General features: G+C 64.2%; 12 protein-coding genes and 3 rRNA genes. 9 read left to right on the forward strand and 6 right to left on the reverse strand.

Features of this window, described 5'->3' with window-relative positions; translation table 11 throughout:
* The first annotated feature begins 108 nt into the window (after positions 1-108).
* From pilM to TA3x_RS23130, 7 genes are all read left to right on the forward strand, one after another.
* Entirely contained in the window at positions 109-2,574 is a 2,466-nt protein-coding gene (gene pilM, locus TA3x_RS23100) for a type IV pilus assembly protein PilM (protein WP_435017033.1), read from the forward strand.
* Positions 2,575-2,722: 148 nt separating this feature from the next.
* Complete coding sequence (locus tag TA3x_RS23105) at positions 2,723-4,291, forward strand: hypothetical protein (RefSeq protein WP_435017034.1); 1,569 nt, start codon at positions 2,723-2,725, stop codon at positions 4,289-4,291.
* Between the two features lie 90 nt (positions 4,292-4,381).
* Entirely contained in the window at positions 4,382-6,250 is a 1,869-nt protein-coding gene (locus TA3x_RS23110) for a hypothetical protein (protein ID WP_435017035.1), read from the forward strand.
* Between the two features lie 275 nt (positions 6,251-6,525).
* A complete protein-coding gene (locus TA3x_RS23115; RefSeq protein ID WP_435017036.1) occupies positions 6,526-7,641 on the forward strand; it encodes a DUF1559 domain-containing protein in 1,116 nt (371 codons plus the stop codon).
* A 10-nt stretch (positions 7,642-7,651) separates the two neighbouring features.
* Positions 7,652-7,906, forward strand: a complete 255-nt coding sequence (locus tag TA3x_RS23120) for a hypothetical protein (RefSeq protein WP_435017037.1) — start codon at positions 7,652-7,654, stop codon at positions 7,904-7,906.
* A gap of 48 nt (positions 7,907-7,954) precedes the next feature.
* Positions 7,955-9,616, forward strand: a complete 1,662-nt coding sequence (locus TA3x_RS23125) for a kelch repeat-containing protein (protein WP_435017038.1) — start codon at positions 7,955-7,957, stop codon at positions 9,614-9,616.
* A gap of 403 nt (positions 9,617-10,019) precedes the next feature.
* A complete protein-coding gene (locus TA3x_RS23130) occupies positions 10,020-12,392 on the forward strand; it encodes an MMPL family transporter (protein ID WP_435017039.1) in 2,373 nt (790 codons plus the stop codon).
* Positions 12,393-12,700: 308 nt separating this feature from the next.
* On the opposite strand, the gene TA3x_RS23135 is transcribed toward TA3x_RS23130, so the two are convergent.
* A complete protein-coding gene (locus TA3x_RS23135) occupies positions 12,701-15,241 on the reverse strand; it encodes an ATP-dependent Clp protease ATP-binding subunit (RefSeq protein ID WP_435017040.1) in 2,541 nt (846 codons plus the stop codon).
* Between the two features lie 1,207 nt (positions 15,242-16,448).
* On the opposite strand from TA3x_RS23135, the gene TA3x_RS23140 reads away from it, so the two are divergent.
* The gene (locus TA3x_RS23140) at positions 16,449-17,126 is read left to right on the forward strand and encodes a hypothetical protein (RefSeq protein ID WP_435017041.1); all 678 of its coding nucleotides are present in this window, start codon (positions 16,449-16,451) and stop codon (positions 17,124-17,126) included.
* An 18-nt stretch (positions 17,127-17,144) separates the two neighbouring features.
* Here the strand turns inward: TA3x_RS23140 and TA3x_RS23145 are convergent, their stop codons facing one another.
* Positions 17,145-18,272, reverse strand: a complete 1,128-nt coding sequence (locus tag TA3x_RS23145; protein ID WP_435017042.1) for an AI-2E family transporter — start codon at positions 18,270-18,272, stop codon at positions 17,145-17,147.
* A gap of 205 nt (positions 18,273-18,477) precedes the next feature.
* Here TA3x_RS23145 and TA3x_RS23150 point away from each other — a divergent pair, with 205 nt between their 5' ends.
* Entirely contained in the window at positions 18,478-19,167 is a 690-nt protein-coding gene (locus TA3x_RS23150) for a HEAT repeat domain-containing protein (protein WP_435017043.1), read from the forward strand.
* 11 nt (positions 19,168-19,178) lie between these two features.
* On the opposite strand, the gene TA3x_RS23155 is transcribed toward TA3x_RS23150, so the two are convergent.
* The 4 genes from TA3x_RS23155 to TA3x_RS23170 form a co-directional block, all read right to left on the reverse strand.
* Complete coding sequence (locus TA3x_RS23155) at positions 19,179-20,327, reverse strand: glycosyltransferase family 4 protein (RefSeq protein WP_435017044.1); 1,149 nt, start codon at positions 20,325-20,327, stop codon at positions 19,179-19,181.
* A gap of 506 nt (positions 20,328-20,833) precedes the next feature.
* Positions 20,834-20,942 (reverse strand): 5S ribosomal RNA (gene rrf / locus TA3x_RS23160).
* Positions 20,943-21,133: 191 nt separating this feature from the next.
* Positions 21,134-23,941, reverse strand: a 23S ribosomal RNA gene (locus TA3x_RS23165).
* A 599-nt stretch (positions 23,942-24,540) separates the two neighbouring features.
* Positions 24,541-26,051 (reverse strand): 16S ribosomal RNA (locus TA3x_RS23170).
* Together the 16S, 23S and 5S rRNA genes form the textbook arrangement of a ribosomal RNA operon.
* Between the last annotated feature and the right edge of the window lie 144 nt (positions 26,052-26,195).

Raw genomic sequence — 26,195 nt, forward strand, 5'->3', positions numbered from 1 at the left:
TGCCCGGTTTTCCCCGTCGCATGGCCTCGACTCATCGGATTGACCGGTTCGTCCGACCCCCGGCCCGTTCCTCGGGCCTGGACGGCGGCCCCCATGGAGACTGATCGCATGGCGAAGATCCAGGCCGTCTGGGCGCTCGACATGGGCCAGGCCGCCCTGAAGGCGCTCAAGCTCGTCCCGGGCGAGACGCCCGACGAGGTCGTGGCCGAGGCCTTTGACTACGTCGAATATCCCAAGATCCTCAGCCAGCCCGACGCCGATCCCGAAGCCCTGGTCAGCGAGGCGCTGGCCACATTCCTGGACCGCAACGACCTGAAGGGCAGCAAGGTCGCCATCGCCGTGCCGGGCCAGGCCGGCCTGGTCAAGTTCATCAAGCTCCCCCCGGTCGAGAAGAAGCGGATCCCCGACATCGTCAAATTCGAGGCCCGGCAGCAGATCCCCTTCGCCCTGGAAGAGGTGGTCTGGGCCTATCAGCAGATCGGCAACGACGACGAGGAGGCCGAGGAAGAGTTCACGATGGCCGAGGTCGGCCTGTTCGCGATGAAGCGCGACCAGATCCACCGGGCCATCGCCCCGTTCAAGGCCGCCGGCATCGAGATCGACGTCGTCCAGATGGGGCCGATCGCCCTCTATAATTACATCACCTTCGACCAGCTCAAGGGCACGGGCCAGAAGGGGTCGATCGTCCTGCTCGACATCGGGGCGGACAACACCGACCTGATCATCAGCGACGGGACGAGGATCTGGCAGCGGAACGTGCCGATCGGGGGCAACCACTTCACCCGCGCCCTGACCAAGGAACTGAAGCTCACCTTCGCCAAGGCCGAGCACCTGAAGCGGAACGCCACCAAGGCGCCCGACCCGAAGGCCGTGTTCACGGCCATGCGCGGGGTTTTCAACGACTTCGCCAGCGAGGTCAACCGCTCGATCGGCTTCTATTCGAGCGTCAACCGCCAGGCGACGATCCTCAAGGTTGTCGGGCTTGGCAACGGGTTCAAGCTGCCCGGGCTCCAGAAGTTCCTCCAGCAGAACCTCAACGGCCTCGACGTCGAGAAGCTCGACGGCTATGTCAAGCTCGTCGGCGACGAGGTCAAGGCCGCCCCCCAGTTCGTCGAGAACCTGCCGTCGTTCGCCGTCTCCTACGGCCTCGCCCTCCAGGGGCTGGGCAAGAGCCAGCTCAAGACCAACCTCCTCCCGCCCGAGGTCGAGCAGGTCCGGCTGATCCGCCGCAAGAAGCCGTGGGCGCTGGTCGCCTCGGCCATGCTCATGCTCGGCTTCACGGCGCTCTATGCCGGCGCCTACAAGGCCTACGCCAAGGTCGTGAACCCCGAGTTCAAGTCGGCCACCGACCGGGCCAAGAGCGTCGCCGGCCAGGGCGCCAGCTTCGCCTCCGATTTCTCGGCGGCCAAGGGGGCCTGGGAAGGGGAGTTGGCGAAGGGCAAGGCGCTGGTGGTGGCCGACACCGACCGGGCCATGTGGCCCAAGTTCCTCCAGACCATCAATGCCCACCTGCCCGATCCGGCCGCCCAGTACAAGCTGGACCCGCGGATCCCGGCCAACGTTAAGGTCCTGGATAAGCTCCGGGTCCACGTCGACAAGATCAAGCCGGTCTATCGGACCGACGTCGCCGAGTGGTACGGCACCATCAAGGATGCGTTCAAGGGGACCCTCCACCCCCTCGACCGCAAGGAACCGCCCGCCGGCGAAGGCTGGATCATCCAGATCCTTTGCCACCACTACAACCCGACGCCGACCGCCCAGCAGCGCCTGGCCCAGCAGAAGATGCCGCAGGCGCAGTGGGTCGAATTCGGGCCCTACAAGTACATCACCGACAAAATTCTGCCCGAGTTCTACAAACCCAGGCTCCGCGAGATGGGCGTCCACCACGTCGCGTTGACCTGGCTGTCCATCGACAAGAAGTGGACGGCCGAGAGCGGCGCCGCGGGCAATGCCTCCAACAACATCGCCACCCTCCTGGCCCGGGCCACGCCCCCGGTGGCCGCCGCCGGCGAAGGCGGGATGATGATGCCGGGGATGGAAGGCCCCGGCGGGATCGGCGACATGATGGGCATGGGGATGGGCATGGGGCGAGGCATGGGGATGGAAGGTGCCATGCCCGGGATGGGAATGGGCATGGGTATGGGCATGGGGATGGGTATGGGTATGGGAGGCCCCGCGGCCAAAAAGATCGAGCTCGTCACCCAGACCCGGACCGACTTCCTGATCCAGTTCGTCTGGCAGCCGCCCACCGCCGAGAAGCCGGCCAAGCCGCTCGCCGAGATCGTCAAGGAACTCCAGGCGGCCGAGGGCGACGAGAAGAACAAGGGGACGATCGCGGCCACGGCCGACATCGAGATGGAGAAGACCCTGGAGCAGGAGTCCCTCAAGAATTCGCAGGAGGTCCAGACCAAGGTCCAGGAGGCGATGAAGGCGGCCGGCAAGGCGATGCCGACCCCGGCCACGCCCCCGCCGGGCACCGGCGATGCGCCCGCGCCCGGAGAAGAGGCCGCCCCCGGGACGACCCCCGCCCCGGCGCCCGGGGCGGCCCCGGCCGCTCCGCCGGCCGCCCCCTGATCTCTGCACCTTCGATCTCTCACGACCCCGGCGGCACTAACCGGCCGCCGGGGGCCGTGACCCCCGTCCACAACCGATGGCCGCGATGGCCCGATCAGGCCCGGCCCGGACCGCCCCTCGACTTCCCCCGTTCCAGGGCAGGATCACCATGGATCAAGTCAAGGTCTTCCTCCGACAGTGCGTCAAGCATCGCTTCTGGATCGCCGTCGGCATCTCGATGTTGCTGCCGATGATCGGCTATTTCCTCGGCATCGGCCCCATCGTCGAGGCCACCACCAAGGCCGAAGGCGAGATCAAGAACGCCGACACCGAGGTCAAGAAATACAACTCCCCCGGCCTCCCCAACTCCCAGTACCCGCCGATCGTCAAGGAGAAGACCGAACTCCTCACCAAGGACGTCGACGCGACCTGGCAGAAGCTGTTCGAGCAGCAGGAGCCCCTGCTCCGCTGGCCCGCGGTCGTCGAGCCCCAGTTCCGGGCCTGGGGCAAGAAGTGGCCCGAGAACGTGGACCGGGGCGTGGTGACCCAGGCCATCGTCGACTACACGATCGCCTATCCTGACTTCGTCACCAAGCTCTACAAGTCCTTCACCCCCTGGGATCCCCTGGAAGGCACGGGGATCGTCGCGGCCCCCGAGGAGCAGATCCTGATCCGGCCGGCCGCCTTCGACCCCGCCGTCCCGCCCGAACTGGGCAAGGTCTGGGCCGAGCAGGAACGGCTCTGGGTCGTGACCGCCCTGCTCGACGTGGTCCGGAAGGTCAACGACAGCGTCGGCGCCAAGGACTGGGACGGGGCCATCATCAAGCAGATCAACGGCATCGAGGTCGGCACCCAGCTGGCCCAGGATCAGGTCTCGATCGCCCGGGGCGAGACCCTCGAGCCGGCCCAGGATCTCTTCCCCGAGGGCCAGGAACCGGCCGCCGCCCCCACCGCCGACGCGAGCATGGACCCCACCATGATGGGCATGATGAGTCCGAACCCCAACGCTCAGGCCGGGCTCGTGCTCTACATCAAGACCGACAGCACGCAGTACACCTCCCTGCCGATCATGATGAGCGTCCTCGTGGACCAGGCCCACCTCCAGGATTTCCTGATCGGGCTGGAGAACTCCCCGATCTCGATCCAGGTGAAGGAGCCCGAGATCTCCAAGCCGATGAAGCCGGTCGAGAAGCCCGTCTACGGCATGAACATGAACTTCGGCTATGGCATGGGCGGCTATGGCATGGGGATGGGCATGGACGGGGCGATGATGCCCGGCGGCTATGGCATGGGCATGAACATGGGCATGGGCCGAGGGATGGCCATGCCCGGCGAGGGCATGCTCGGCATGGGCATGGGCATGGGCATGAACCCGGCCGCCAAGCAGGGCAAGAGCGTCCGCGACATCGACAAGAAGGCCTTGCGTGAGAAGGCGGCCAAGGAGGCCAAGGCGAAGCCCGTGGTCAAGGCGAAGGCGCTCGATCCCTACTACAACGTGATCGAAGTCACCGTCTACGGCCAGGCCCGGTTCTACAACGCCCCGCCGCCCCCCGCCCCCGCGGAGTCGTCCTCGACCCCGCCGGCCGATGGGGCGACGTCCCCCGATCCGGCCGCGCCGGCCCCGGCCGCCGATCCGGCCACCCCGGCCCCGGCCGATCCCGCCGCCGCCCAGCCGGACGGCGCCGCCCCGGCCTCCGCACCCGCTCCGACTCCGGCCCCGGCGCCTCCCCAATCGTGACGGCCCGTCCGAGTCCCTACCTGACGCCCGGGGGCGGGCTTGGGGCCCGCCCCCCTCGCCGAGGCCTTTCTCGAAAGGGTTTCTCCCATCATGGCTAACGCGGCAGTCGAGAAGCTCAAATCTTTCGGACTCCACCACGGCGAGAAGCTCGTTGTCGGCCTGGCGGCCACCTTGCTCGTCGCGTTCGTGGGCATCGCCGTCAGCAAACCCACGATCGAACTCCAGCCCGATCAGCTCCTCAAGGCGGCCGAGTCCGCCCAGGCGAACATCAATCAGCAGCAGAAGCCCGAGGACATCCTCACCAAGCTGGAAGAAGCGGGCCTCAAGAACCCCGGCTTCCTGGAGATGGTCGAGAATCAGGCCAAGAATGCGTTGAAGCCCGAGGACTACAAGGTCCGCACCGACTGGGCCACCCCCGAACCGGGCGCCGGCCTGATCCGCGACCAGCCCGAACTGGTCGCCCCGACCGATCTGGCCGCCTTCCCCGGCCGCGGGGGGCTTCTGCTCTTCGCGACCGACGAGAAGGGGGAGAAGATCGTCGACGAGGAAGCCTCCAAGAAGATGGTCATGAACTTCGGCGAGGCCGGCATGCCGGGTGGGGCCGCCGCCGATGCCAAGGCGAAGGCCGAGATGGAGCGGCAGCGGGCCGAGGCGGAGAAGCGCCTCAGGAGGAGCCTCGTCGGCATCGGCAAGGTCGACAAGGCCAAGGAGAAGGAAGAACAGGCCAAGATCGATGCGTTGGCCGTCGCACCCCAGCAGATTTACAAGGAGGAAACCAAAGGCCAGCGTTGGGTGACGATCACCGCCGTGATCGATAACGCCAAGCTCCGGGAGAACTTCTCCACCGCCCTGAAGATGCCCCCGATGACGGCCTATCCCAACTACTACGAGGTCGACCTGGAACGCCAGCAGCAGCTTCCCGATGGGGAGTGGACCGAGTGGAAGGCCGTCGACCGCAACGCCAACTACAAAGTCCTCGACAACATCACCGAGGTCGATGAGGAACTGGTCCCCGACGATCGGCGGTTCGAAGCCCTGGTCGACCCCCTGCCGTTCCTCAGGGCCGGCTACTGGACCGGAGTCCACGTCGCCAAGCTCGTCCCGGCCGAGGCGCGGGAGATCCCCAAGGCCAATCCCAACATGATGGGGATGGGCATGGGCATGGGTATGTCCGGCATGGAAGGGGCCGGCATGCAGGGCATGGGCATGCAAGGCATGGGCATGCAGGGCATGGGCATGGAAGGCGGGATGATGATGGGCGGGATGGGCCCGGGCGACGACATGAACTTCGTCAAGTCCGAGCAGCCCGAGCTGATGATCCGCAAGCTCGACTTCAGCGTCGAGCCCGACACGACTTATCGATTCCGTGCCCGGATCCTCGTGGTGAATCCCAACAAGAACCACACCGACGTGAACCCTGGCGTTGATACGGAGTCGGACCACCTGGCCGGCCCCTGGAGCGAGCCCAGCGACGAGGTGACCGTCCCGGCCGACGTCGCCGCCTACGCCCAGACGCCTGTCTCCACCGACCGTCGCAACGACATCGTCCAGTTCCAGGTCGTCAAATGGGACTCCAACACCGGCCAGACGGTCGTCAGGAATGACGACGTCACCCCCGGCGAACTCGTCGGCGAGCAGGCCTCGACCCTGGTCCCGTCCTCCGACGGCAAGGGGGCGTCGAACTCGCTCATCGACTTCAACGCCCGGGCGATCATGTTCGACGCGATCGGCGGAAAGCAATCCCTCCCCGTCATCGCGGGGCTTGAGCGGAATCCGTTCGTCGTCCCCGCCGTGGCCCTCATGGTCCGGCCCGACGGTTCGGTCACCGTCCGGAGCCAGGCCCGCGATAAGGCCGATGACGTGCGACGCGACATGGAAAATAACTACCGCCAGGCCATCAAGGATTCGACCAAGAAGCGCGAGCCGAACATGATGGACGGGATGATGCCCGCGCCCTGATACCAGGCCGCGAAACCTCCCGACCGCGACCAACACCCGACGGCCCTCGGAACCCGCTTCCGAGGGCCGATTTCTTTTGTCGGCGGAATTCCACCGAGATCGTTTTCGACCCTTGAATCCATTGTCCTGGATTTCACCACCAAGGAGTTGACGACCGGCAGTCCAGTCGCTAGAGTCTCATTCAATGAGATTGAGATCCAATCTCATTGAGGTGCATCCTCGCGTCGGTTCCTGGTCCGACCTGGCGCGTGGTCCTGACCGAGATGATGGCTCCGATGGATCGACAGCGACGCTGGCCGCATCGTTCGCCCCGACGTATCGGCTTCACCCTGATCGAGTTGCTGGTGGTGATCGCGATCATCGCCGTATTGATCGCCCTGCTCCTCCCCGCCGTGCAGGCGGCCAGGGAGGCGGCCCGCCGGGCCCAATGCGTGAACCATCTCAAGCAATTGGGCCTGGCCCTGCAGAATTACCACGACACGGCCGGCGTCTTGCCTCCCGCCGCGCAGGGGGGGATGGGCCACGTGTATCTGAACTACACCGGTTATAGCTTCCTCCTGCCATTCCTGGAGCAGGGTAACGCCTACAACACCTTCAACTTCAATCTGAATTCGTACAGCGGCACGACCGCCTACTTCGGCTGGTCTTTGCCGGGGAACAGCACGGGCTTTTCCATCCAGCACTCGGTGTTCCTCTGCCCCTCCAACCGGGCGATGGGCGAGGTGGGGGCGACGGTGGGATCGGGATCGGCCGCCTACTCTCTCGCCCCGGGCAAGGTGGCGGTCACGGACTACCTGTTCAATGGTGGGGCCGGGCGTTACGCGATCTCCGGCTATGGCGAGAGCGATCGGATGGGGCCGATCGGCTTCAATTCGTCGACGAGGCTCGCGGACATCGTCGACGGAACGAGCCAGACCTTCGTGATGGCCGAATCGGCGGGCGGGAACCTCCGCAACCGTTACCGGGCCGTCGGCGGCGGCGCGAGCCGGGTGTGCGTGCCCCTGAGCCCGGGGCTGGCCGCCGCGCCGACGGCCACGGTCTATTATGACAACATCATGTTCATGGCCTATGGCCGGTCGAGGACCTGGGATTCGGACAAGCGGATCATCGGCGGGCTGGTCGCCCGGACCGTCGATCACCTCGGCGCCCCCTACCGGGCCAACGACTGCGGCTTCGACTCGATCACCGACGTCTACACCGACCCGCCCGGGGCCGCCGCGCCGGCCGCTGGGCAGCAGTTGCCCAACTTCCGCTCGGCCCATCCCGGACTGGTCAACGCCGTCTTCGGCGACGGGAGCGTGAGGGCGATCAAGGACACGATCGCCATGCCGGTCTACATGGGCCTGTCGACCATCTCCGGCGGGGAAATCCTCTCATCGGACGCCTTTTGAGGCCACGGGCATGACCCCCGAATCGACCCCGGCGCTCGACACAAGCCGGGCCGCCCTGGCGGTGCTGGCCGCCGGCTTCGCGCTCTTCGTCGCCTCGGGGGGATGCGATCACGGATCGCCCCCCCCCGATGCCTCGCCCATCGTCGATGCCAACTCGGAGCAGGGCAAGAAAGCCCTGGCCGAATCCGAACAACTGCTCAAACTCCGCCAGCAGCAAGAAGCGACCGCCCGCAGGCGGAATCGCGGCCTTCCCGACGAAGGCTGATCCGAATCACGACGCGTCGACCCATACGAAACCCCTCGGAAACCCAAGATGACCCGGTTCGCATCCCGCTGCTTCACGTTGGGCACGATCGCCGCCGCCCTCCTGCTCGCCCCCCGCTCCGGCTCGGCCCACTTCGTCTGGATCACCCTGGAACCGGCGGCCGAGGCCGGAGCGACCACGATCCGACTCTTCCTGAGCGAGACTCCCACGCCGGGCGGCCCCGAATTCCTCGGCATGGTCCGCGACATCCGCCCGAGCGTCGATGGCCAGCCGGTGCCCGCAACCGCAGGCGAAGAGACGATGGATTCTCGATGGGCGGGCAAATTGCCCCGATACGTCGACGCCGCCAAGGATCTCGGTGTCAAGTCGCGCGAGGGGAAGGACTACCGCCTCTATTACACGGCGAGGGCGCAGACCGCCCCGGTCGCGGCCGATGCCAGTGAGGAAGGGGACAAACTCCGGGCCCGCCTCGTCACGGTCGAGGGCAAGCCCCGCGTGCAGGTCCTCTTCGAAGGCAAGCCGGTGGCGAAAGCCCGCCTCAAGGTCACGCCGGAGGACGGCGACCCCTTCGACGCGGTCGCGGACGACGCCGGGATGGCCGACATCGCCGGTTTGGCCGAGGGCAAGTCGGCCCTGTGGGCGAACCATGTCGACGCGAGGGCTGGCGAGATTTCCGGCAAAGCGTTCTCAGAGACCCGCTATTACGCCACCCTGACCGTCTTCCCGAAGATCAGGCCGGTCGCGTCGAGCGACGCCCAGGCGGGAACTGCACCGTTCGCCACCATGACCGAGCCGGCTGTCAACAGCTTCGGCGGGGCTGTCCTGGGGGACTGGCTCTATGTCTACAGCGGACATGTCGGCCATACGCACGAATACAGCGTCAATACCACGTCCCGAAGCTTCCGTCGATTCAACCTCAAGGATCGGACGACCTGGGAATCCCTGCCCATGGCCCGGGACGTTCAGGGGACTGCGCTGGTCAGCGATGGGACGACGGTCTATCGGGTCGGGGGGATGTCGGCCCGGAACCAGCCGGATCAGGAGCACGACCTCTACTCGGTCGCCGACTTCGCCCGGTTCGACCCCGCGACGAAGAAGTGGACGGACCTGCCTCCCCTGCCCCAGCCCCGCTCCACCCATGATGCCGTCATCGTCGGCCGGACCGTGTACGCCGTGGGCGGGTGGGAGATGAAAGGAGCGACCGAGAAGGCCACGTTCGTCGACCACGTCGCGGCCTTCGACCTCGATCATCCCGAGCTTGGCTGGAAGAAGATCGATCAGCCGTTCCGGCGCCGGGCCCTCTCGGCGGCCGAGGCGGGCGGCAAGATCTTTGTCCTGGGCGGCCTCACCGACGGGATGAAGGTGGTCCGCCGGGTCGACGTCTTCGATCCTTCGGCCGGCACCTGGTCCCAGGCCGCCGAACTCCCGGGCACCGGCAAGAATGATGGCTTCGGGACGTCGTCTTTCGGCGTCGACGGCCGGATCTACTACAGCGGGGCCTCCGGCCGGATCTTCCGGCTCGACGATTCGGGCCAGGCCTGGGAGGCCATCGGCGCCTGGGAACTGCCCCGGATCACCCACCGGATCCTGCCCGGCCTCGACCATTCGCTGCTGGCCGTGGGCGGGAATTCACGGGGTCAGCAGACCCCGGTCATCGAATGCGTCCCGCTGCCCCGGCCCCGGACCTCGCCCGCATCGGCCGGCGAGTGATCTTGAAGTCGGCCGATCCTCACTTTCAGGGTCCCGGACGCACCTCGGAGCGAGCCCGGCGTCCGGGACATCGCATGGACGAAGGATATGCCACATGCGACCGTCATTCTCTTGACTGGGCGGACCGTTCAGCCGATATCCATCCTCGGCCCGCCCTATGGGACTCGGGATGGGCCGTGGGATGGAAGGCCTTTCTCGTTATAAAAAGCGGTCGGCAGATACCGACTCGAGCGGCCGCCGATTCCAGGAGAAAATGCCGGCCCGGGCGTCCCAAAATAGGAGGCAGGAAAACACCCCCAAGGTGGTTTGGTATTGCACGGAATTTAACCTTAGGCAATATTCCTCAATCCCTTGTTCACAGCCTTTGTGTTCTCGACGGCCTTGCCCCGGATAGTACATCCCCATGTTCAAATCGTTAGCCGATCTGGTGACTCGTCGGGGGTGGCTGGTCGTCCTGATCTGGCTGATCGCGGTCGGAATCTTATATCGGTTCGCGCCATCATGGGAGACGGTGAGCAAGGATGATGATGTGAGCTTCTTCCCGGCCGGCTACCCCAGCGTGGTCGGCCAGTCGCTCCTGAAGCGGGGATTCCCGGGGGAAGTCGCAAGCTCCCAGGCGGTCATCGTCACCGCCCGGGAAGATGGGCCGTTGAGCCAGGATGATTTCAGGTTCATCGCGGAGCTTTCCGCGGCGATCACCCAATTGAAGAAGGCGGAATCTACCCTGGGGATCCGTCAGATCGTCGATTATCGACTGCCCGTCCTCGGCCCGCGGCTGATCGGCGATGCTCGCGAGGGGAAGGGCCAGGCCGCCTTGATCCTTGTGTCGCTGAATGGGACCTATATCGCCAAGCAGACGAGGATCGCCGTCGATCGCCTCCACCGGCTGATCGACGACTTCCGTCGGCCCCCGCCGGGCCTGAGGCTCTCCATCACCGGGTCGGCCGCCGTCGGCCGTGATATGAACCGGGCCGCCGCCTCGAGCGTCTCCACGACCACTTATGCGACCATCGGCCTCGTGGTCCTGATCCTGCTCGTCGTCTATCGATCCCCGCTGCTGGCCCTCCTGCCCCTGGCGACCATCTCCCTGTCGGTCTGGACATCCCTCCTGGCGATCGCGTCGTTGACGTTGTTGCCCGGACTGCGGTTCCAGGTGATCACGATCACCAACATCTTCGTGATTGTGGTCCTATTCGGGGCGGGGACGGATTATTGCCTGTTCCTGATCGCTCGATATCGCGAGGAACTCGCCCGGGGTCGATCCGGCACCGACGCCTTGCGGGAAGCGATCGAGCAGGTGGGCGGGGCCCTGGTGGCCAGCGCCGGGACGGTGATCGTCGGCCTGGGGATGCTCTGGTTCTCCAGCTTCGCGAAGATCCAGTACACGGGCCCGGCGATTGCCCTGAGCCTCGCCATCGGCCTGCTTGCGGCCCTCACGCTGGCCCCGGTCCTCCTCCACCGACTGCGTGGGGCCGTCTTCTTCCCGTTCCGGCCTCCGCACCATGAGAAGGGGGCCGATCGGGATCAGGAAAGCCTGGCACAGATCCCGCTGTCCGCCTTCTGGGAGTCCGTCGCCTCCTTCGTGATCCGTCGGCCGGGGCTCATCCTCCTCCTCAGCCTCGGCGCACTAGCACCCTTCGCCCTGATCGGTGCCCGGACTTCTTCCAACTACAGCCAGCTCACCGACCTGAGCCAGGATCAGCCCAGCGTGATCGGTGCCAAGATCGTCCGGGGCTATTTCGCGGCCGGCGAACTGGGCCCGACGACCCTCATCCTGCACCATCCCGGGCTCGATTTCCGGTCCGAGGTCGGGAGGGTGGAGACGGAAAAACTCTGCAAGAAGCTGGCCCAGCACCCCAACATCACCGAAGTCCGCTCCGTCTCCCGCCCCCTGGGGTTGCCGCCCGAAAATCTCGGCGAGATCCTGTCCGATCGCATCCGCAGGCCGTTCGTGGATCCTCGCTACGTCGGCATCTCGCCGGTGGATGCTTCCGATCGGAATCATATCAGCCGCATCGATCTCATCTTCAAGAGCGACCCGTTCGCCGATGCCAGCCTGCTTTCGCTCGATGAGGTGCGCCGGATCGTGGGCGATCATCTTTCGACGGATCCGGCGATGAAGGGCGTCGTAGCCCAGGGCGTCATCGGCTCGACCTCGATGGTGGCCGACCTCAAAAATGTGACCACCGAGGACGAGTACCGGATGTATTATCTGGTCACCCTCGGGGTCTATGTGATCTTGGTGGTCCTCCTCAAGAGGCCACTGATCTGCCTGTACCTGATCGCCACGGTCATTCTGGGCTATCTCGCGTCGCTCGGGATGACCGAACTGGTCTTCCGGTATCTCCATGAAGGCCCGGATCCCTGGGTCGGCCTCGACTGGAAGGTGAGCTTCTTCCTCTTCGTAATCCTGGTCGCCGTCGGCGAGGATTACAATATCTTCCTGATGTCGCGCGTCATCGAAGAAGAGAAGAAGCATGGGGTCATCGAAGGGACGCGGCAGGCGATCATGCATACGGGGGGGATCATCAGTTCGTGCGGGCTGATCATGGCCGGGACCTTCGGTTCCATGATCACCGGCAACCTGACGGCACTGCGCGAACTGGGGTTTGCCCTGGCGCTAGGTGTCCTCCTGGATACATTCATCGTCCGCCCGGTCCTCGTCCCGGCCTTCCTGGTCATCCTCGATCGCTACAGGCCACGCCCCATTCACAATGGCCAGGTGATGGTGAAGCCCGTGGGCGTCGTGGATGATCCTCGCGATGCCCAGGCCTGATTCGAGCCGGATTCCTCCGCGACCCGGAACCATCCCTTTCAAATGAACCGATTGCCGTCGATCCTCAGCGAGACGAGGGTCTCGGCCGATGGAAGCCGTCCCATCTCTCGGTTTTCTCGTTACTGGATCCGCATCCGATCGTTCCAGGAAGCGACGACAAGGCCTTTCCCGACCGGGGCATGAAAGACCGCGACGCACAAACGTCGTGGTGGTTTAGAAATCGGATGGGTCGCATCAAAGAAAAATCGGCGGGTCGGGATCGCTCCCAACCCGCCGATCATTGGTTCACGACGATGTGACGCCGAAATTTACGAAGCCTTCGGCTTCGCGGGCGGAGGTGTTTCGCCGCCCACGGCGGCGAGGTCGGCTTCGCCCTTGAGACTCGGGTCGAAGACGAGGTGGCGGTCGCGGTCCTCGCCGGTGATCGACACGTTGATCGTATCCATCCCCTTGTAGCGGCCGCTGAGGATGTCCTCGGAGAGGGGATCCTCGATGAGGTTTTCGATGGCACGACGCAGGGGCCGGGCACCATACTCGGGGTTGAACCCCTTGTCGATGAGGAAGGCCTCGGCCTCGGGGGTGAGGATGAGTTCCAGGCCGCGATCGCGGAGCCGGCCGCGGACCTTCGACAATTCGATGTCGATGATCTGCCGGAGGTTGTCGCGGTTGAGGCTATGGAAGACGATCACATCGTCGAGCCGGTTGAGGAACTCGGGGCGGAAGTACTTCTCGATCGAGCCCCTGAAGTCTTCTTTCATCTTCTCGTACGACTTGGCATCGTCGCGGCTCCCGGGGAAACCGAACGAGTTGCTGGAGCCGGTCTCGGCCCCGGCATTGGTCGTCATGATGATGATGGTGTTTTTGAAGTCGACGTTGCGGCCGAAGCTGTCGGTCAGCCGGCCTTCCTCCATGATCTGGAGGAGCATGTTGTAGACGTCGGGGTGGGCCTTCTCGATCTCGTCGAGCAGGAGCACGGCATAGGGGCGGCGGCGGATCTTCTCCGTCAGCTGGCCCCCCTCCTCGTAGCCGACGTAGCCCGGAGGGGCACCGATCAGCCGCGAGACGTTGTGCTTCTCCATGTACTCGGACATGTCGATCTGGATCAAGGCATCCGCGTTGCCGAACATGAACTCGGCGAGGCTCTTGGCCAGCAGCGTCTTACCGACGCCGGTCGGGCCGGCGAAGATGAACGAGCCGATCGGCTTCTTGGGGTCCTTGAGCCCGGCGCGGCTGCGGCGGACGGCCTGGCTGATCCGCTTGATCGCCTCGGACTGCGAGATGACCTTCTTCTGGATCTCGCTTTCCATCGCGATCAGGCGGGCCGATTCCTCGGCCTCGAGTCGGGTGAGCGGCACCCCGGTCATCTTGCTGATGACCTCGGCGACCACCTCCTCGTCCACGGTCCCGTCCACTTCCTTGGAGCGCTCGCGCCACTCCCGGTTGATCGTCTCTTTCTTCTTCTTGAGCTTGTCGGCCTGGTCGCGGAGCGCGGCCGCCCGCTCGAAATCCTGGTTGGCGACGGCCTCTTCCTTGTCCTGGTTGAGGCGCTCGATCTGCTCGTCGAGATCCTTGAGGTCGGGCGGCCGGGTCATCGCCTTGAGGCGGACGCGGGCGCCGGCCTCGTCGATGACGTCGATCGCCTTGTCGGGCAGGCAGCGGCCGGTGATGTAGCGGTCGGACTGCTCGATGGCGGCTTCCAGGGCCTCGTCGGTAATCTGGACCCGGTGGTGGGCCTCGTACCGGTCGCGGAGTCCGCGGAGGATCTCCAGGGCCTCGGCCTTGTTGGGCGGCTCGACAACGATCGTCTGGAACCGGCGCTCCAGGGCGTTGTCCTTCTCGATGTACTTGCGGTACTCGTCGAGGGTGGTCGCCCCGATGCACTGGACCTCGCCGCGGGCGAGGGCAGGCTTCAGGACGTTGGAGGCGTCGATCGCCCCTTCGGCCCCGCCGGCGCCGACCAGCGTATGCAGTTCGTCGATGAACAGGATCGTGTTCTTGGCGCGACGAACCTCGTTCATCACCGCCTTGATCCGCTCCTCGAACTGGCCGCGATACTTGGTGCCGGCGACCATCATGGCCAGGTCTAGCACGACGATGCGGCGGTCCCGGAGCAGTTCGGGGACGTTGCCGTCGATGATCATCTGGGCCAGGCCCTCGACGATCGCCGTCTTGCCGACGCCGGCCTCGCCCAGGAGGACCGGGTTGTTCTTCTGGCGCCGTGAGAGGATCTGCACGACCCGCTCGATTTCATTGAAGCGGCCGATGACCGGGTCCAGCTTGCCTTGCCGGGCCAGATCGGTCAGGTCGCGGCCGAACGAGTCCAAGGCGGGCGTCTTGGACTTGCCCCCCTTGGAAGCGGCACGTTCGCCCCCTTCGCCACCAGCCCCGCCACCGCCGCCGCCAGCGTCCATCCCGTGACCGAGCAAGTTGAGCACCTCCTCGCGCACTTCTTCCAACTTCAGATTGAGGTTCATCAACACCTGGGCGGCCACGCCTTCTTGCTCGCGCAGGAGGCCCAGCAGGAGGTGTTCGGTCCCCACGTAGTTGTGATTGAGGTTGCGAGCTTCCTCGATCGCGTACTCGATCACCTTCTTGGCCCGGGGGGTCTGGGGCAGTTTCCCCATGGTGACCATGTCGGGCCCGGATTGGACGATCTTCTCGACCTCGACCCGGATCTTTCGGAGGTCGACGTCGAGGTTCTTCAGGACATTCGCGGCCACGCCGCTGCCTTCCTTGACCAGTCCGAGCAAGACGTGTTCCGTGCCGACGTACTCGTGGTTGAAGCGCTGGGCCTCCTGATTGGCCAGCTGCATCACCTTCCGGGCACGATCGGTGAAGCGTTCATACATGCGGGCGACTCCGACGATTCGACCGGGGCGAATCCCGGCCTGGGGCAGTCAAGACGTCTCGCTCGGAGGTGTCGAACGACGCGGGAAGGACTCTGGCATCACCCATCCCCGTTGAAGGCCGACCCTCTGTGCAACCGGCCTCGCCGCTTGCGGCGACAGGACGGGGAGTCAACAAGGCGGGAGGCTCTCGCCGGAAAGTTGTCCACAAACCATTGTAAGTCCCGCCCGGCTCTCGCCAAGGGGAAGATGGCGGATCGAGGACCGGAGACAATCCCCACCCGGCCATCCGACAAGCTCGCTCCTCATCATTGCCGTGGCTGTCACGGGTCGGATTTCGCGATTGCCTGAATTCTAGCCCCGGTCACTCGCCGAAAGCAAGCCGCCCGATCCGCGTGCCTCCACGGTATCGATCGATCATTCCACGCTGCCGAGAAGCCGTCATCCGACGGGCTTCGTTTTGCCGGCCGGCAGCGAGAAATGGATCCTCTCTGTTGATCCGTTGTTTGACATGGACTCCTTTCGCCGAACCGAGCTTCGACACCGGCCCGATCGACTCGGTCAGAAGGGAGGTGGAATCCTCAAGGGCTGCAGCCAATCCCCGATCCGAGAGAGGACAAGGGATGAGCTTGACCGAACATCAATCACAACCATGCATGGATTGCCTTGGGAGGCGACCCCTTTCAGGAATTGGGGCGGCCGGCGACCACCGACCCGACACCGGCATTGGCCGCCGCCCAGTTGACAATGTCTTATCAGAGAGCCTTGCCCCGCTGTTGCCCTTGATCTGAGTGGACCGCTTCAGCCTGCTAATCATTATCGCCAAGTCGTCGGCAACACAGGTCGTGAGGGCGAAGATTTTTCGAGTTGTCCGACCAATAGGACAGGAATGCCACCTTCGACTTCGGGAATCGGCCCAGATCGCTTGCAAATTCATAGGGGAGGAAACTCCGAAATTGGATCGACCTGAAAGAATTACTCCATCGCAAAAGGGTGGAGCCCGCGTTGGAGCCAAGGGCTAAAACCGTTACGTGGCGTGTCAGGACTTGAACCCTCGCAGTCAAACCTGCTTCCGGCCCGGTCTCATATCAGAGATCCTTCGGAACGCCGAAAACTCCTTCGTCCCCTGGATGAAATCATTCACCGATGCAATTAAACTGAAATCTCTTTTGTTGCCAGAGTGTCAGCCATGAGTGAAAGGAGTGAGTTGATGAATGGCAATCAATCCCATGCGAGTCTTTCGGCCGCCGGAGACCTTGCCCTTGAGACCCGGGAAAACGCAACATTCGGCTCAGCAATGCCAGTTCGCGGCCTCCGACTGTCCGAGTCGATGATCCTGATCGCTGCCCTGGCGACCGGGCTCCTGTTCAATAAATGGATGCAGCCAATGGCCCATCCGTTGATCCGATCAGGCAACTTATATTCCAAGGATTCTCTCGTCATGGGAATGCGGTTGGTCATGCCGCATCTGGCCTCGCTCTCGGCGGCGATCTGGGCGATCTCCGTCCGTCGGCCCCGGCCTGGGCTCGAACCTCGCTCCAATCAGCCTGGATTTCTTGCCTGCACAATCGCCTCGGCGGGGGTCGCTTCGTTGCTCGGTTGGCTGGCCCTGAATCGCGTCATCGGGCGTGATGTGATCTGGAATCTGGAAGTCATCTCGATGGAGCCCGGGAACCGCACCGCGGTGTTCCTGGAACCGTTCTGGCACGGGGCCTTGCCCAACTATGGGGACCGCATCGGCCTTGCGGTCGCGAGTGCCTGGCTCACCCTAAGGATGTTGGGTCGTTGGGAGGCCCGACCGGACTGGATCGACCGATGCGGCCGAATCCTGGGAGCCGGATGGATCTTCTGCGCAGGTCTGATCTGGGCCCGCCCGCTCCTGCCGTGATTCGAATCGGCCTGTAGCTCAGTTCTTCGCCGTCAGGATCCCATCCTCTGCGGCGGGAGTCTCGATCGGCGGTTGCCAGCTCTGGCTCATCAGGTCCGCCCAGCGATACAACTCGGGGACGGTCTGGAACACCAGCTTCAGGCAGGCGGTGATCGGCATCGCCAGGACCAGCCCAACCAAGCCCCAGAGATAGCCCCAGAACAGGCAGGCGATGAGAATCACCGTGCCATTGAGGTCGAGCGAGCGGCCGAGGATGTAGGGGGTGACGACGTATCCCTCGACAGTGACCAGGGCCAGATAGACCGAGGCGACTATCAGGGCATCCCCGAACGACTCGTACTGTGCCACCGTCACAAGGAACGGGAGGCCCCCTCCGAGGAGCTGCCCGACGTAAGGGACGAAATTGGTCAAACCGGCGAACAGGCCCAGGGCGAAGGCGAATCGAATCTTGAAGATCCAGAGGAACAGCCCGAACGCCAACCCCAGGCCGAGATTGATCAGGGTCCGGGCTACCAGGAACCCTCGAATCTGGCGAGTCAGGTGCTTGAGCGTCTCCTCGGAGGCCGCCGCGTCGCCCGGGGTCCTGGCGAAGAAACGGATCACCTTGGGGGTGAGCATCTCGCTCTCGGCCAGGAGGAACAGGACAAGGATCAGGACGATGAATCCCTGGGCCACCCAACGCGACAGGTCGGCCAGCCCGTAGCTCAGGGATTCATAAAGGAGCTGATTGTTGCGATCGCCGAGCTTATCGATCGTGCCCGGCTCCGGCAGGACGAACCGGAGGTAAGGGCGGTCGCGGAGCAGCTCCGTGACACTCCGACTGGCCTGGCCAGTAAGGCTGTTGATCTCGGTCGGCAGACGTGTGCTGGCCTGGACCAGGCTCTCGGCGGTGAGGCTGGCGACGTAGAGGCCGAACATCAGGCTGAGCAGGAACAGGACCGCCGCCGCGCCGGTCGAGCTGAGCGGCAGGATGCGGCGGAGAAAGGTCGTGGCAGGGGCCAGCACGGTCGCCAGGATCACGGCGAGCGTGATCGGGATCAGGATCGACTTCAACAGGTACAACGCAGCGATCGTCGCCAGGACGGCGAGGATGATCTGCGATGCGTTGCGATAGCGCGTACCATCCTGCACCGTGCGCACGACCATGCCTTTCTCCCGCAAGGATCCTCGATGTCATGATGGGCCGAATCCTGCCCGATCGCAAGGGTGGACCACGCTGATCCGCAGTTCCTTGCCGGTCCATTCGCCGGACCATGAACCTCGGAGGTCGATTTTGGAATGGCATTCGCCCGATGCTAGACTGGAAGGATGGCCTCGGACGCGAGGCCAGGGACATGGGGAGAGGTGACTCATGATTGCGATGATCGTGGGACTTGCGACCCTCCTGGGTCCGATGTCGACCGCGGGTAGTCATGGACATAGGGTCAAGATCGACGCACCGCGTGTCTGCCAGGCGTGCGGCGTGGATGGCCGGGCGACCCTCCCGTTAATCACCCGCCTGCAATCCGACCCGCGCTGGAAAGTCCGGGACGACGCGGCCCATGCGCTCGCCAAGTTCGACTGGCGGGCCCATCCCGAGGTCGTCTACGCCCTTTGCGATGCATTGCTCCTCGACCCCAAGGACGATGTCCGCGAGGAGGCCGCCGAAGCCCTGAGGGACATGGCCCCCTGCGTGCCTGTGGCCCACCAAGCGTTAAGGCAGGCCGCCATGCACGATCCCGAGGACGACGTCCGCGAAGAAGCCCGCGAGGCTCTGGGCCGACTCCGTCGCCGCCGTTGCATCGCCGATTGCACGCTCTGCGGGCCGGCCTCCGTGATCGTCCTCCACGGTCCGAGTGCCCTGCCGCCCGCCTGGGTGCCGATGCTGATCCCGCCTTCTTCGGGTGGTGGGAACCCCCTTCCCGGCGATCCTCCGGTTGAACTCGACCCACTGCCCCCCGCCTTGCCGGAACAAGGCCCTTCAATGGATCCGGGGAGCGGCTTGGAGCCGATCTTGGAAGGCCCGATGGGGTCGAGGACCGGGCGTTCGCGGCGCGGCTGACTTCGACGCCCTCAACGCAGGCCGCGGCGCAGGGCGGACTGATAGACCTCGAGATATCGATCGATGTTCCGTTCCATGCCGAATAGCTCTCGGGCCACAGGGCCGGTTGCGGAAGCAAGCCTCTGGGCGAGGTCAGGATTGCGAAAGATCTCGACGATCTGCCCGGCAATCGAAGCCGTATTCTCCTGGGTCAGCAGGCCCGCCCCGGTCGGCCCGAGGATGGTCGCGTAATCGGCAAAGTCGGTCGCCACGATCGGGCGGCCGGCTGCCAGGTAGACGGCAATCTTGCTTTGAACCGAAAAGTTTTCCCTGCAAGCGAGCCGGGAATGGACCAGGACGTCGGCCCTCCGGGTGAGGGCCACGACCTGCGAAGGGGTCTGCCCGGTCAAGACGATGAGGCGATCGCCATACTCACCGAGTTGATGACGGTAAGCTTCGCCCGCCTCGGCGGGGCCGCCGACGAGCACGCACCGGGCCTCCGGCACGGCGCCGAACACGGCGGGCAGGGATTCGACCAGGAGCGGTACCCCCTGGTTGGGGTGGACGATGCTCCCGACATACATGGCGACCTTGTGATCGGGGCCGATCCCAGCGATCTCGGCCGGCCCACCCGGGGCATCGTACTCTTTGAGGTCGATGCCCGGATAGATGACCGTCACCCGATCAGCAGGGACGCCCTTCTCCTCGACCATGACCCTTTTGACTTGCTCGCCGAGAACGATGACCTCAGCCGCATGACGACAGACCGAGCGTTCGAGGCGGACATTGATTCGAAACGCCAGACCCCGTCCGAGGCGGTCTCGCTCGTATTCCTCGCCGAGCAGAGAGTGAAGTTCGTAGACCAGGGGCCAGTTGTATCTCCGGCAGGCGAAAAGGGCTCGTCCGGCCCCTCCGTGATGCTGGGCGTGGACCAGGTCGAATGGGTATTCGCGGTGGATCCGCTTGAGGCCGCCAACCCATTCGCGGGGGTGGAGAACAAAAGAAGGGGTCCCCTCGAACTCCTCGCGAACCATCGAGGCCCATGGCGGACGCGCCTTGAGGTGAGCCACCACGACGTCGATCCCCCGTGTTTTGAGTGCGCGAAGGATCTTGATTGGAAGCATCGACGTCCCGTCGTACTCGCCCGGGACCGGAAACGACGTCGCCAGCAACACACGCATCGGGCAAACTCCGCCAAATTCGGGCCAAAGGGGCACATCCTAGAGGCCCGCCCCGACGTTTGAAAACCCCAATCGCCGAGACGATGACATCTCTAGCCCGATCGCGCAACCAGGAGGCGCTTATACAACGTCAACAAATTCAGAGAATGAGACCACGTTCGCCTCACGATGCGTGACCGCCTTTCACTGCATCAAGAGCATGGGTCTCATCGGTTACAATTCATATTTCTGTTGCCCCGGCACGATCATTCAGAGTCTGCAGTCGTCGAATTGTCATCCGATTGGTGCGGTGGACTTTGGCCCCGTGGGTCCTGGTTGAGGGCGAAAACAAGGAATGGGCCCGGATCAAGGTGATCGAGACGGTGGTCCGTCGCCTCAAGGCCCAGCTTTGAAGGGGCGATCGGGACCGGATGAGGAGGCGCCGACCCGGTCCGGAAGCCTTCGAAACGAAAAAAGCCGCCGCCCGGCATCCCTGGTGGGGGATGTCGGGCGGCGGCTGGTGTGGGATCCGGCGATGACCGACTTTCGCGCCAAGGGCACTATCATGGGCCTGGCGGGCTTAACGGCCGTGTTCGGGATGGGAACGGGTGGGGCCCCGCCAGTATCGTCGCCGGAAGTCGGCCGGGGGAGGGTCAGCTCCCCGCGGTCGCGGTGGTTCGGATCGTCCGCGGAGGGTGGTCGCACGCACGCGTCGTGGTAGCGGATCGAATCGTCCTCGGACATGGACCCGTGGAGGATCATGGATCGTCGTCGATGGGCCTGAGATCCCGAATGATCACCGCCTTTGGGGGCGGCGACGAGTCGGGGTGGTCAAGCCGCTCGGCTGTTAGGACCGGTCGGCTGCGACGGTCGCCCGTCGTGCACTCCCGGCCTATCGACCTGGTCGTCTTCCAGGAGCCTTCGCAGCGTAAAGCTGCCGGAAACCTCGTCTTGAAGAGGGCTTCGCGCTTAGATGCCTTCAGCGCTTATCCTTTCCCGACCTGGCTACCCGACGATGCCCCGAGCGGGACAGCCGGAACACCAGAGGTCGGTCCTCCCCAATCCTCTCGTACTAGGGGAGACCCTTCGCAAGTTTCCAACGCCCACGGCAGATAGGGACCGACCTGTCTCACGACGGTCTGAACCCAGCTCGCGTACCGCTTTCATTGGCGAACAGCCAAACCCTTGGGACCTTCTCCAGCCCCAGGATGCGATGAGCCGACATCGAGGTGCCAAACCTCCCCGCCGCTGTGGACGCTCGGGGGAGATCAGCCTGTTATCCCCGGAGTACCTTTTATCTGTTGAGCGACGGCCTTTCCATCCAGCACCGCCGGATCACTAAAGCCGACTTTCGTCCCTGCTCGACTGATGGGTCTCGCAGTCAGGCACCCTTGTACTTTTGCGCTCATGTTGCCCGATTGCCGACCGGGCCGAGGGTACCATTGCACTCCTCCGTTACGCTTTGGGAGGAGACCGCCCCAGTCAAACTGCCCGATGAACACGGTCCCGATCCGGGCCACGGATCGGTGAGGACCAACGTCGGTTCAGGGTGGTATTTCACCGATGGCTCGCCGACGGCTGGCGCCGCCGGGTCGCTGCCTCCCACCTATGCTACACAAAACCGACGCTGGGCCAGTGTCAACCTGCAGTAAAGGTTCACGGGGTCTTTCCGTCTGACCGCGGGTACGTGGCATCTTCACCACGGCTACAGTTTCACCGGGTCCCTCGTGGAGACAGCGCTCCAGTCGTTACGCCATTCATGCAGGTCGGAACTTACCCGACAAGGAACTTCGCTACCTTAGGACCGTCATAGTTACGGCCGCCGTTTATCGGGGCTTCGGTCGCCAGCGTCGCTTTCGCTAACCGGCTCCCTTAACCTACCGACACCGAGCAGGCGTCAGACTCTATACGTCCTCTTGCGAGTTGGCAGAGTCCTGTGTTTTTGATAAACAGTCGCTAGAGCCGATTCTCTGCGGCTCACCCCTCGCGGGATGAGCACCCCTTATACCGAAGGTACGGGGTCATTTTGCCGAGTTCCTTCACGAGGGTTCTCCCGAACGCCTTCGGATGCTCGCCTAGCACACCTGTGTCGGATTGCGGTACGGGCCGATGGATCGTCCACGGCGGGCTTTTCGTGGCCGGGTGAAGAGGGGCTTCCGGATCGAATGCCGTCGCCCTTGCGGGACGGGGTAATCTAACGCCCCGACCCCTCATTTCCCGGCGTCCTCGCCGCTTCAACCTCACCACCGGGTGGCGGAATATTAACCGCCTGCCCATCGTCTACGCCCTTGGGCCTCGACTTAGGTCCCGACTGACCCTGGGCGGATTGACCTTCCCCAGGAAACCTTGTGCTTTCGGCGGACGGGCTTCCCACCCGTCTTATCGTTACTCGTTCCGGCATACGCACTCGCCATCGCTCCACCGTTCGTCCCCGTACGGCTTCGCCGCGGATGGCGACGCTCTCCTACTGCTCGATAAATCGAACCCGCGACTGCGGCGTGACGCTTGAGTCCCCGTCATTTTCGGCGCGGGATGGCTCGACCGGTAAGCTGTTACGCACTTTTGAAATGGTGGCTGCTTCTAAGCCAACATCCCGGCTGTCACCGCGATCCCACTTCCTTTGCCACTGAGCGTCAACTTGGGGGCCTTGGTCGGCGGTCTGGGTTGTTTCCCTCTCGAGCGTGAAGCTTATCCCCCACGCTCTGACTCCCGGGGTCCGCCTGACGGTATTCGGAGTTGGGTTTCGGCGGGTAGGCGGGAAGCCCCCCGGCCGAATTCCGTCGCTCTACCCCCGTCAGGTACTGCCCGAGGCTGGCCCTAAAGCCATTTCGGAGAGAACGAGCTATCTCCAGGTTTGATAAGACTTTCACTCCTCCCCACGGGTCCTCCCCCGATTTTTCAACATCGGTGGGTTCGGTCCTCCACGGCCTGTTACGGCCGCTTCAACCTGCCCATGGGTAGTTCACCTGGTTTCGCGTCTACTGCGCCCGACATCGTCGCCGGTTAGGACTCGCTTTCGCTGCGGCTCCTCCCCTGAAGGGATTAACCAAGCCGGACACAGTAACTCGCCGGATCATTATGCAAAAGGCACGCGGTCAGGCCGGCCGAGGCCAGACGCCCTCCCACCGCTCGTAGGCACGGGGTTTCAGGTTCAGTCTCCTCCCCTTATCGGGGTTCTTCCCACCGTTCGGTCGCCCTACTGGGTTCGCTATCGGTCGTCATCGAGTACTTAGCCTTGCGGGATGGTCCCCGCCGATTCAGGCCGGGTTTCACGTGCCCGACCCTACTCGGGTACCGGATAGGAGAGTTCGCATCGTCGCCTACGGGACTGTCACCCGCTCTGGTGCCGCTTTCCAGCGGACTTCGGCTGACGCTGGCTCATTCCATGGCTCCGGCCCCACGACCCCGGGTGGTGTCCCACCCGGTTTAGGCTGGTCCCCGTTCGCTCGCCGCTACTGAGGGAGTCTCGGTTGATTTCTTTTCCTCCGGGTACTGAGATGTTTCAGTTCCCCGGGTCTCCGACGGGCATTCCGGGATCGACGCTCTTTGGGCAGCTCCCCCGGACTTATCGCAGCCAACACGCCCGTCATCTGATGACGCCTAGGCATCCCCCCCGTGCCCTTAAGGACTTGACCACGCCGACCCGTGCCCGCCCCGATCCCGTGAAGGATCAGGAGGCCGTGATCGCATGAATCTTGAGTCCCATCGATTCGAGGCCGGCGCGTCTCGCGACGCTCCTTCCCTCGGAGTAACGATCCTCGCATGGGATGGTTTAGTCCCCATGCGGATCCAAAAGGGTCCACGTTCGTGGATGATTCTGTGCCACTACCACTTTCGAGTTTGCACTCGCTTGCGTGTGTGTGACCAACCGCCGAATTGTGAAAGATCCGATGCGTCGGGGCCAACGCCCCGGGCACCTGGCCACCGGCCAGGGGGCGACGCAGCATCCCTGGGGGACCTGCACCGCCCCGCACCCGGTGGGGGAGCGGAGAGGGAAGCGACGGGAGGGCCGGGGAAGGGGTATTAACCCCACCCCCGGCATCCCGGGATTCGATCGATCTGCTGCAAGCGTAGACCACGTTCTATCGAGTCGGGCCCGCAAGGGGGGCCGGCGTCGGGGATCGTGTCCGGGACGGGCCGATGTCATCTCACGGCCCGGCACCGCGGTGAGGATACGGGATCCTCGGTGCGGCGTGTACTCCGGCGTGGATGAAGATTTTCCAAGTTTCCTTAGAAAGGAGGTGATCCAACCGCAGGTTCCCCTACGGTTACCTTGTTACGACTTAGTCCCCATCACGGGTTTCATCTTCGGCGCCTGCCTTTCGGCTCCGGCGACTTCGGATGCCCCCCGCTTTGGTGGCTTGACGGGCGGTGTGTACAAGGCTCAGGAACACATTCACCGCGGCATGCTGATCCGCGATTACTAGCGATTCCGGCTTCATGCGGGCGGGTTGCAGCCCGCAATCCGAACTGGGGGCCGGTTTATGCGATTAGCTCGGCCTTGCGGCTTGGCGACGCTCTGTCCGGCCCATTGTAGTACGTGTGCAGCCCCGGGCATAAGGGCCATGAGGACTTGACGTCATCCCCGCCTTCCTCCGGCTTAACGCCGGCGGTCTGTCTAGAGTTCCCGGCATGACCCGTTGGCAACTAGACACAGGGGTTGCGCTCGTTAGGGGACTTAACCCAACACCTCACGGCACGAGCTGACGACAGCCATGCAGCACCTGTGCACGTTGTACCTTGCGGCCTCACCGACGTTTCCGCCGGCTAATCCGTGCATGTCAAGCCCGGGATAAGGTTCTGCGCGTAGCCTCGAATTAAGCCACATACTCCACCGCTTGTGTGAGCCCCCGTCAATTCCTTTGAGTTTCAGCCTTGCGACCATACTCCCCAGGCGGAACACTTCACGGTTTCCCTACGGCAGGGAGCCCATCGGCGAGCCCCCTACCCAGTGTTCATCGTTTACGGCCAGGACTACCGGGGTATCTAATCCCGTTCGCTCCCCTGGCTTTCGCGTCTCAGCGTCAGAAAGGGTCCAGGACCTCGCTTTCGCCACGGGCGTTCCTTCCGATCTCAACGCATTTCACCGCTCCACCGGAAGTTCCAGGTCCCCCTACCCCCCTCGAGGCCGGTCGTATCCCCGCCACTTCCCCGGTTGAGCCGGGGGATTTCAGCGTCGGACGTGCCGGCCCGCCTACACGCGCTTTAAGCCCAGTAATTCCGAATAACGTTCGCACGGTTCGTCTTACCGCGGCTGCTGGCACGAACTTAGCCCGTGCTTCCTCCAGGGATCGGTCAAGCTTGCACCTTCCTCCCCCTCGACAGGAGTTTACAACCCGAAGGCCTTCGTCCTCCACGCGGCGTCGCTCGGTCAGGCTTGCGCCCATTGCCGAAGATTCTCGACTGCAGCCTCCCGTAGGAGTCTGGGCAGTGTCTCAGTCCCAGTGTGCCGGGCCATGCTCTCACACCCGGTAGGCATCGCAGGCTTGGTGGGCCGTCACCCCACCAACAACCTAATACCACGACGGCCCGTCTCGCGGCGGCCGAAGCCTTTGGCGGCAAACCGATGCCGGTTCGCCGCGTCGCCGGGAATTACCCGGGGTTTCCCCCGGCTATGCCCGTCCGCGAGGTTGGTTACCATCGCCTTACTCACCCTTGCGCCACTCCCCTTGCGGGGCGTTCGACTTGCATGCCTAATCCACGCCGCCAACGTTCATTCTGAGCCAGGATCAAACCCTTCGAGATGGGAGAGCGGACGAGTCCGCTCCCATTTCCTCGGGTCGAGGAAAAACTAACTGGTCGCCCCGGTCCGATCGGTCGGAGATGAACCCGACCTCGCCACCGAGTGCTGCGTGATCCGACCCGGACAACACGGCGAGGCCGAGGCCC

The sequence above is a fragment of the Tundrisphaera macrotermitis genome (assembly GCF_051175315.1).
Classification (GTDB): domain Bacteria; phylum Planctomycetota; class Planctomycetia; order Isosphaerales; family Isosphaeraceae; genus Tundrisphaera.

What these genes read in the sequence shown, in the direction of transcription:
- TA3x_RS23140 (WP_435017041.1), top strand. Translation starts at nt 16,449, where the DNA reads ATGAATGGCAATCAATCCCATGCGAGTCTTTCGGCCGCCGGAGACCTT.
- TA3x_RS23145 (WP_435017042.1), bottom strand. Translation starts at nt 18,272, where the DNA reads ATGGTCGTGCGCACGGTGCAGGATGGTACGCGCTATCGCAACGCATCG.
- TA3x_RS23130 (WP_435017039.1), top strand. Translation starts at nt 10,020, where the DNA reads ATGTTCAAATCGTTAGCCGATCTGGTGACTCGTCGGGGGTGGCTGGTC.
- TA3x_RS23155 (WP_435017044.1), bottom strand. Translation starts at nt 20,327, where the DNA reads ATGCGTGTGTTGCTGGCGACGTCGTTTCCGGTCCCGGGCGAGTACGAC.
- TA3x_RS23120 (WP_435017037.1), top strand. Translation starts at nt 7,652, where the DNA reads ATGACCCCCGAATCGACCCCGGCGCTCGACACAAGCCGGGCCGCCCTG.
- TA3x_RS23110 (WP_435017035.1), top strand. Translation starts at nt 4,382, where the DNA reads ATGGCTAACGCGGCAGTCGAGAAGCTCAAATCTTTCGGACTCCACCAC.
- TA3x_RS23150 (WP_435017043.1), top strand. Translation starts at nt 18,478, where the DNA reads ATGATTGCGATGATCGTGGGACTTGCGACCCTCCTGGGTCCGATGTCG.
- TA3x_RS23115 (WP_435017036.1), top strand. Translation starts at nt 6,526, where the DNA reads ATGGATCGACAGCGACGCTGGCCGCATCGTTCGCCCCGACGTATCGGC.
- TA3x_RS23105 (WP_435017034.1), top strand. Translation starts at nt 2,723, where the DNA reads ATGGATCAAGTCAAGGTCTTCCTCCGACAGTGCGTCAAGCATCGCTTC.
- pilM (WP_435017033.1), top strand. Translation starts at nt 109, where the DNA reads ATGGCGAAGATCCAGGCCGTCTGGGCGCTCGACATGGGCCAGGCCGCC.
- TA3x_RS23125 (WP_435017038.1), top strand. Translation starts at nt 7,955, where the DNA reads ATGACCCGGTTCGCATCCCGCTGCTTCACGTTGGGCACGATCGCCGCC.
- TA3x_RS23135 (WP_435017040.1), bottom strand. Translation starts at nt 15,241, where the DNA reads ATGTATGAACGCTTCACCGATCGTGCCCGGAAGGTGATGCAGCTGGCC.